6 protein-coding genes and 5 pseudogenes are annotated in these 7,271 nt (G+C 57.4%); 9 read left to right on the top strand and 2 right to left on the bottom strand.

Translation table 11 applies throughout. The features are described from left to right. Together AB3X94_RS40905 and AB3X94_RS40900 are read right to left on the bottom strand one after the other, a co-directional pair. Window positions 1-202: pseudogene (locus tag AB3X94_RS40905) on the bottom strand (branched-chain amino acid ABC transporter permease); the annotation flags it as partial. A gap of 208 nt (window positions 203-410) precedes the next feature. Then, window positions 411-743 (bottom strand): hypothetical protein, encoded by a 333-nt coding sequence (locus AB3X94_RS40900; protein ID WP_176112385.1) that lies wholly within the window; start codon window positions 741-743, stop codon window positions 411-413. 1,262 nt (window positions 744-2,005) lie between these two features. Here AB3X94_RS40900 and AB3X94_RS40895 point away from each other — a divergent pair. From AB3X94_RS40895 to AB3X94_RS40855, 9 genes and pseudogenes are all read left to right on the top strand, one after another. Next, window positions 2,006-2,233: pseudogene (locus AB3X94_RS40895) on the top strand (IS6 family transposase); the annotation flags it as partial. Between the two features lie 155 nt (window positions 2,234-2,388). Continuing rightward, window positions 2,389-2,719: pseudogene (locus AB3X94_RS40890) on the top strand (transposase); the annotation flags it as partial. Between the two features lie 307 nt (window positions 2,720-3,026). After that, a pseudogene (locus AB3X94_RS40885) lies at window positions 3,027-3,483 on the top strand (transposase); the annotation flags it as partial. 8 nt (window positions 3,484-3,491) lie between these two features. Beyond that, the gene (locus AB3X94_RS40880) at window positions 3,492-4,736 is read left to right on the top strand and encodes a phosphoribosyltransferase domain-containing protein (protein ID WP_368614412.1); all 1,245 of its coding nucleotides are present in this window, start codon (window positions 3,492-3,494) and stop codon (window positions 4,734-4,736) included. Beyond that, window positions 4,726-5,484 carry a trehalose phosphatase gene (locus tag AB3X94_RS40875; RefSeq protein WP_176112387.1) on the top strand — a complete coding sequence of 253 codons (759 nt, stop codon included), beginning with the start codon at window positions 4,726-4,728 and terminating at the stop codon, window positions 5,482-5,484. The genes AB3X94_RS40880 and AB3X94_RS40875 overlap by 11 nt, the downstream gene beginning before the upstream one ends. Next, entirely contained in the window at window positions 5,477-6,571 is a 1,095-nt protein-coding gene (locus AB3X94_RS40870) for a cysteine protease StiP domain-containing protein (protein ID WP_368594199.1), read from the top strand. The genes AB3X94_RS40875 and AB3X94_RS40870 overlap by 8 nt, the downstream gene beginning before the upstream one ends. Beyond that, window positions 6,568-6,924 (top strand): HpcH/HpaI aldolase/citrate lyase family protein, encoded by a 357-nt coding sequence (locus AB3X94_RS40865; RefSeq protein ID WP_368614413.1) that lies wholly within the window; start codon window positions 6,568-6,570, stop codon window positions 6,922-6,924. The genes AB3X94_RS40870 and AB3X94_RS40865 overlap by 4 nt, the downstream gene beginning before the upstream one ends. Window positions 6,925-6,939: 15 nt before the next feature. Beyond that, window positions 6,940-7,095, top strand: a pseudogene (locus tag AB3X94_RS40860) (IS6 family transposase); the annotation flags it as partial. Window positions 7,096-7,190: 95 nt separating this feature from the next. After that, window positions 7,191-7,271 (top strand): transposase (locus AB3X94_RS40855; protein ID WP_368594201.1); only part of this gene is annotated, 81 nt, incomplete at its 3' end.

The following is a 7,271-nucleotide window of genomic DNA, read 5'->3' as shown; positions in this document are numbered from 1 at the left end:
GCACGTTGCCGAGGCCGGGGAAGTGGTTCTGCAGCACACCTATGGCGGAGAGCGCAACCATCGCGCCCACCATCAACACATCGCCGTGAGCGAAGTTGATGATGCCCAGAATGCCGTAAACCATCGTGTAGCCCAGTGCGATGATGGCGTAGACACTGCCAAGCACCAGTCCATTCATGATTTGTTGGACCAGAATGTCCATGCCTCTCTTACTCCAGTTGACCGCCTACGGGTTGATACGGGGTAACGGACAGTCCGATGATGTCCGTTACCTGTCAAAAAATAATCGAGTGCGATGGCGGCTATCGCCGCAAATCGCACAGACCGTCACATGTGCGTCGATCCAGTCGCCTGTCCGATCGAATGCGACTTCCCGATCATGGTCGAGAATTGCATCTGCTTGTACACTGTCACGAAATCACGCCAGAAATACTGCGACCGATCGCCGTCGTGTCTCCCGAATAGACGAGTTTCTGAACGGAGTACGCGCCCGGTTCCCGACCCACTGCGTCATCCTCCGATAGCACTTCGACCGCAACCGAGCGACGATTTGCCGCTGCTGATGCTTTGTTCACATCTTCAACCGCGATTCGAACACCGCTTTCGTCGTTCTTTCCAAAGGTCAACTGCCCGCCTGTCAGCGGTTCAGCAACTATCTCCGTTGCGAATTTAGGCTGTCCAGCCACGCGGACACCGGACGGCAGTGCCGCGACCGAAGTGGACGACTGATTGATGCCATTCATGGATGTCCCTCTCTTTGTATTGCTCAACTGATAACGGGCTCCCATCCGTTTTGCCCGATATGCACGCAAGCTTCAGCCAAATCCACATATTCCAAAAGTCCGCGCGTTCTTTTTTTCGCCGAGTGTCGACGCGACATTTGACAGCATTCATCGTCTTCTCGACCAAGCGTTACTGACGGATCAATACATTTTCTCGGAGCCGCACGGATCACGTCAGCAGCCGCATCGCATCCCGCTAAGGCTAGCGTCAAAAGCGATCACACAGAACCAGAAATTTCTGTTGCGTGGCCCAGGAATAGCACTATTCGACTGGGACTCTTGAATTGCAAGCGTCGCATACTTACCCTTTTTGACTCATGTGCATGATCTCTATGTGCCCGACAGAATGACGCATCAGATCCAAAAATTCCTGAAGCGAACATCAGCTTGATGATGCCTTTGATGGCGCAGCGATCTCACGTGACGCTATGTTGTTCAGGTACCTCTCCTGGACAATTTTTCAGCGGTGTCGCCTACCCGTCGTTGCGCGCGTCAAGCGGAGATCAGATCGCCACCCTTTTGTCAACGGCCGCCTTTTTGTGGACCGCCAATGCTGATCAATCGCCATCCCGAAATAACGATGTGCATTAGCCATTGCAGGAGGGGGCGCAGCAGCGCATCGACCGTCTACGCCTCGTCACGCCAACCGCCGGCTTGTCTACAAAACCGCGCTTTCAAATAGCACCAACAGCCTGATGGCCTAATGATCAGCTTCGGGGCTCGGGCGGCCAACACCCTTTCGACGCTACGTTGCCTCCTTCAGAAGGACCAAGGTACCCCGGCACCGGCACAATACTGCGGTGGACCGAGGCAGGGCCCTATTCTATTTTGCGCGATTAGGAATATGAAATAAATTCGGCTTATATCCAAGCAGCTCACTTTTCCTTGCCACATAAATTCTACTTATGCCGACTTAAGCGAGTTATGCTTGTATCAGGGATGAACTGCCGTTAGGATTGCCCGATCACACCTTCAACGATCCGAGTGGACGCCGTTTCGGTGAGTGTTTTCAGGGCTACGAAGCTCATCCAGTGATGAAGTTCGATCCGATCGATGAGCCATCAGAATGAAGTGATCAAGCAGTTAAAGTGGTTGGTAGTTGGGGTCGTCGCGGAGCATGGTGAACGTGCATGGGCATTGGCGTCCGACTAAAGAAATGACCAAGGCTTTCTCCCAATAAGGGACCTGCCATGTTGAGGCCCCGAAGACGGACGATCTGGCCGATGAAGCAGAACCTGAATCGCGCGGTGGCGAAGGTGCTCAAGAGCCTACATTATCCGCTTGACGTAATCCTTCTCTGCGTGTGCCGGTACGCTGCGTATCCGCTGAGTCTACGTCACCTCGAGCAGTCGAATGGCGAACGAGGAATTTCGGTTCGCCATTCGACTGTGCATCGCTGGACACTCAAACTGTTGCCGGTTTTAGAGAAGCCGTTTCGGCGCTACAAGCGCTCACCGCCGAACGCGAGACGCCGATCAAGGTCTGCCAGAACACATACCCGAACAATTCAACGATCTGCTACTTAGAAATTCTACTCGCTGGCGAAATAAGCAATCCTATGATATCGCGCTTTGCTATGACTGTTTCCTTTTCGCGACCAAATCCTGTTGGGACCGACAAGGCTTACGACATGTGCGACTCTGTTCGTGATTGCCGGACGCGCAACGTGACTCCCCATGTGGCGCGCAACGTTGCTCATCAAGACGGAAGCGCGATTGATGGGCGCGCTTCGCGGCACGCCGGTTATGGCATCAACCAGGTGAAACTTAAACGCATCGAAGAGTACTCCGGTTGGGGCAAGACCATGGCAGAATTCGGCAGACCAACTATCGAGGCATCAAGCGGGTCACCAGCACTTCAGACTGACGATGCTGGCGAGCAACCTGACCGGAATGGCCCGAATACTGATGGCCGTGCCGCGAGGAGCAGCGCAATGAGTCGCCGGGACGCGGCCACCGGGCGAAAACGCGCCGGCTGGCTCACTCGCCTGTGGTGTGCCCCGGACGATCCATGTGCAACTCAGCGACGAATTGCATACGAAATCCCTTTAAACATTGCCGCGGTTGTCAAAACGAGGCGATTTTCGACAGCCTGTTAGGTCCTCGACCTCGCATCAAACTTGGGAAAGTCTGATCAATCGGCTACGCGGTCGTCGGTGATGAGGACGAAGACGTTGTAGCAGGAGGCTCACGAATCGGTCCCACGATCATGAAGCGGTAGCTCGGTCTTGCAGAAGTAGGAAGTCTGGACAAGAAGCAAGTGATCAGGCGTCAGCGTTTCCTTGCAGAGATGGAGAAAGTGGTACCGTGGGAGCGCTTGCTGTTGGCGAACTGGCCGTACTACCCGAAAGGCGAATGGGGCCGCCCGCCGATAGGACCTGAGCGGATGCTGCGGATCTACTTTCTTGAACAGTGGTACGGCCTGACGGATGAAGGCCTTGAAGACGCGCTGAACGACAGTTTCGCGATGCGCGCGTTCCCGGGCATCGGCTTGGCGCGCGAGAACCTACCGAATGCCGCCACGCTGTGAAGTTTCAGCGCCTGTTGGTCGCAGCATGAGTTGACGCGAAAGCTGTTCGATGAGATCGGCATCGCGCTATGCGAGCGCGGGGATGAAAGAAGGCACGCCGGTGGATGCCACGATCTTCGCGACACCGCCGTCGACGAAGAATGCCGAAAAGAGCCGTGCCCCGGAAATACACCCGCGCGGATGCTTAGAATCAGCCGTCGACGACCGTCCTGTTTTTTAAAAGCCGCGAGTCGCACCGCCAAGCAATCGGCAATCGGCAATCGGCTCATTGATCAGCGTTTCGCAAGGAAGCAGTTCATGGACAGCAATGTAGTACCGACGTTCCTACGCGCTCAACTTAAGCGGGGACTGCTCGAGGTCAAAGTCGACGCCGCCGCCTTGCCCGCAGCTACCCTGTTCGGTTTCGCAGAGCGCCGGAATCCAAAGCGGGCATTCCTCTTCGTGTCAAAAGTTCTGGGACGACTCGTGCCGACGCGGCCATCGATCATGGCTGCCAGTTTCGAGAGCCTCGTCAGCGAGATCCCAGCGGACCTGCCCGGCCCAGTGCTGGTAATAGGCGTGGCCGAAGCCGCAGTTGGCCTCGGTGCCGGCGTGCACCGTGCTTACAGTGCCACGCGTTCCGACAGCGTGTACCTCACCAGTACCCGTCATCCTTTGGGTACCGACCTCTTTTCTCGATTCGAGGAAGAGCACAGTCATGCCAGCACCCATTTAATCCACCTGCCAGTCGATCCCGAGGTTCGTGATTTGATGCTCCAGGCCCGATCTTTAATCTTGGTGGATGATGAGGCTTCGACCGGCAAGACCTTTCTCAACCTGCACCGCGCACTAATCGAAGCCGGCCTGAACAAGATCGAGCGAGTGGTCACGTGCGTCCTGACGGACTGGTCTGGGGGTGCTGTGCGTGAGGCCATCGGAGAGTCGACCACCGCCGTATCCTTGCTGAGCGGCTCGTATCAGTTCCACGAAGATCAGTCCGCGCCCCTGCCGGATATGCTAGGTGTCGGCGCCGTTTCTATAGGCGGATGGCCTCTCTCACCCCGCAATGACTGGGGGCGCTTGGGCGTTCGCCACGTGGACGACACGCTCGCACCGAACATTCAGATCCAGCCCGGCGAGAAAGTCGTCGTAGTGGGTACCGGTGAGTTCGTCTGGCGTCCCTTCCTGCTGGCGGAGCGCGCGGAGCGAGCCGGGGCAGACGTCTACTTCAGCGCTACCACCAGGTCCCCTATAGCCATAGGCCACGCCATCGAGCACGCGCTGTCGTTTCCTGACAACTATGGCCTCGGTATTCCGAACTTCCTCTACAACGTGAAGCCCGGTCAATTCGACCGAGTTCTTGTCTGCACCGAAACCCCGGCGCAAGCGCTCCCTGCAGAACTGGTTGATGTCCTGAATGCGGAGATAATTCTCGATGAGCAGTAATCGCCCGCTGATATTCGTCGACCTCGACGACACCCTGTTCCAGACCGCAAGTAAGATGGCGGACGCCACCCCACGAATCATCGCCACCCTGGACGTGCATGGGCAGCCCAACGGGTACATGAACCCGGTCCAGAACTTCTTCCTGAACTGGCTGCTGGCCTCGGCCGACGTCGTTCCGGTTACCGCACGTAGCGTGGAGGCCTACAACCGCGTCAAGCTTCCTTTCACCGAAGGTGCAATCTGCTCCCATGGTGGCGTGATGCTCCGCCCTGACGGATCGCTTGACCAGCCCTGGCACGCACAGATGGCCGAGTCGCTCCGGACCTTTCAAGACCGGCTGTCGACACTGAGGGAGGCCACCCTGCAAATCGGCAAAGAACTGGGCTACTCCCTGCGCAGTTGGGTAGTTGAAGAGAAAGGTCTGCGCCACTACGTGCTGACCAAACACAACGAGTCCGACGACTCGGTGCTCACCGAGTTGCTGACCGAAGTTCAATCTCGAAGCATGTTGGAATGCATGCACACCCACGTTAATGGAAACAACCTCGCCCTCCTGCCTGCGGGTTTGGAAAAACGCTTCGCCGTTCAAGAATGGTTGCGCCGCGATCGTGAAGTCCACGGCGAGCGGCCGGTCCTGGGCTTCGGTGACAGCATCTCCGACCTGGGGTTCATGGACCTCTGTCACATGTGGTCAACGCCGGCGCGCAGTCAACTGGCAACAGTAGTGAAGGAGCTCATCAATGAGTAATCCTCTCGCCACCCTGAGCACCGTCGGCAGCGGCAGCTACGCCCCTGAAGATGTGCATTTCCTTTTGCAACGCGTGCAGATGAGCTTCACTGCCGTTGAGGAAAAGGAGCTTCTGATTCAGACGAACCGGAAGCACTACTCCGAGATGATAAGCTTCGAGCAGGCTCCTACCGACGTGCACAAGGGTCTCTACACCCATGCCCTGGCGCGGAACGGCGCTCGTATGGCTTCCAATGTTCAGGCATTGGCATTGGCATTGAGTGCCGCTTACACCGGGCCGAGCATCGCCCTGGTTTCATTTGTTCGCGCAGGCGTGCCCCTCGGTGTCCTGCTGCGCCGGGCACTCGTCGAAATGGGCCGCGATACTCACCACTACGGTGTCAGCATCATTCGCGATCGCGGGATCGACATGGTGGCTCTGGAAGCCATCATCCAGCTGCATGGGGCCGAAAAGATCGCCTTCGTGGATGGTTGGACCGGCAAAGGCGCAATCTCCGATGAGCTCAAGCGGACCTTGGACGACGACAAGCGCTTCCCAGCGGAGCCTCGCCTCGTTGTTCTAGCAGACCCCTGCGGCCGCGCTTGGCTGGCTGGCTCTGCAGAGGACTGGGTAATTCCGTCCGGCATCCTCGGTGCAACCGTGTCGGGCCTCATATCCCGCACCATCTGGCCGACTCAAGGTGGGCTTCATGGTTGCGTGACATACGACCACCTGCCTAAGCATGACGTAACCCGAGAGTTCATCGATAAGATCGAGGCCGAACGTGGGGCGCTGGGCGAAGTTTATCCCGCAATTCCATGGACCAACGAACAGCGATTGGACCTCCAAGCGTCCGCTGATCACGTGGTGTCCTCACTGGCAGCGCGTTTTGGCACCTTCAACTTGAATCGCGTGAAGCCGGGTATCGCTGAAGCAACCAGAGCGGTTCTGCGTCGTGTGCCTGATCACGTTCTGGTACGTGATAGCAACGACAGCGACGTGCAATTGTTAATGCATCTCACTGACCGCGCGGGCGTGACCGTAGAGGAAGCTGGCGCGGACCTGGGTCCGTATCGTGCCGCGACAATCACACGAAGTCCCAGCTGAGGGGCGACATTTCCGCGTTCGCCCTCGGGGCGACTCTGTACATGCCGGCTACCCGCGGTGACATGCTGGACGTGGTTTTCGGCACCAAGATCTCGGAATTGTGCTCACTTGTGGTGTGCCTGGAAGACGCGGTGGCGGCGATCGACGTCGAAAGCGCGCTCGCGAACCTGCGGGCGCTCCTCATGGATGTTGAGGCTTGGGGCGGCCGCCCTGAACATGGTCTCCTGCTGTTCCTCCGGCCGCGCAATGCTGCGATGGCAGCAGTGCTGAGTGACTGGCCGCTGATGAAGCACGTCGACAGGTTCGTCGGGATCTGTCGCAATAAGGCAGTCTGGTATGCCGACGGGCCTTAATGGGTGACTTGATCGATGACCGAGAAGCTGAGTCCGGGTGTGGGAAAAGTACTCAAACGCTTCCATTACCCGCTGGACGTGATGTTGCTGTGCGTTCGGTGGTACGTGGCCTATCCGCTGAGCCTGCGTCATCTCGAACAGATGATGGCCGAGCGCGGGATCCCGCACAGCAATTCTATTCACTGGCTGGATAAGTAGTCCGCATCGTATCGGGTCTTTACTAGAGCGTGTTAGGAACTTCGATTGAGACCTGGTATCCTGGCGGGATGAAAACAACGGGCCGCAAAGGGTATCCGACTGATGTGTCGGATGAGGAATGGAGTTTCGCGGCGCCGTATCTGACGCTG

This window comes from Paraburkholderia sp. BR10923, assembly GCF_040948765.1.
GTDB lineage: Bacteria > Pseudomonadota > Gammaproteobacteria > Burkholderiales > Burkholderiaceae > Paraburkholderia > Paraburkholderia youngii.
The sequence above is the reverse complement of the archived record's forward strand: the minus strand, read 5'-3'. Positions and strand labels throughout refer to the sequence as shown.

Bases quoted from the DNA above. Each gene is read 5' to 3' on its own strand.
- AB3X94_RS40900 (WP_176112385.1), bottom strand. From the start codon at position 743: ATGAATGGCATCAATCAGTCGTCCACTTCGGTCGCGGCACTGCCGTCC.
- AB3X94_RS40880 (WP_368614412.1), top strand. From the start codon at position 3,492: ATGCTTAGAATCAGCCGTCGACGACCGTCCTGTTTTTTAAAAGCCGCG.
- AB3X94_RS40875 (WP_176112387.1), top strand. From the start codon at position 4,726: ATGAGCAGTAATCGCCCGCTGATATTCGTCGACCTCGACGACACCCTG.
- AB3X94_RS40870 (WP_368594199.1), top strand. From the start codon at position 5,477: ATGAGTAATCCTCTCGCCACCCTGAGCACCGTCGGCAGCGGCAGCTAC.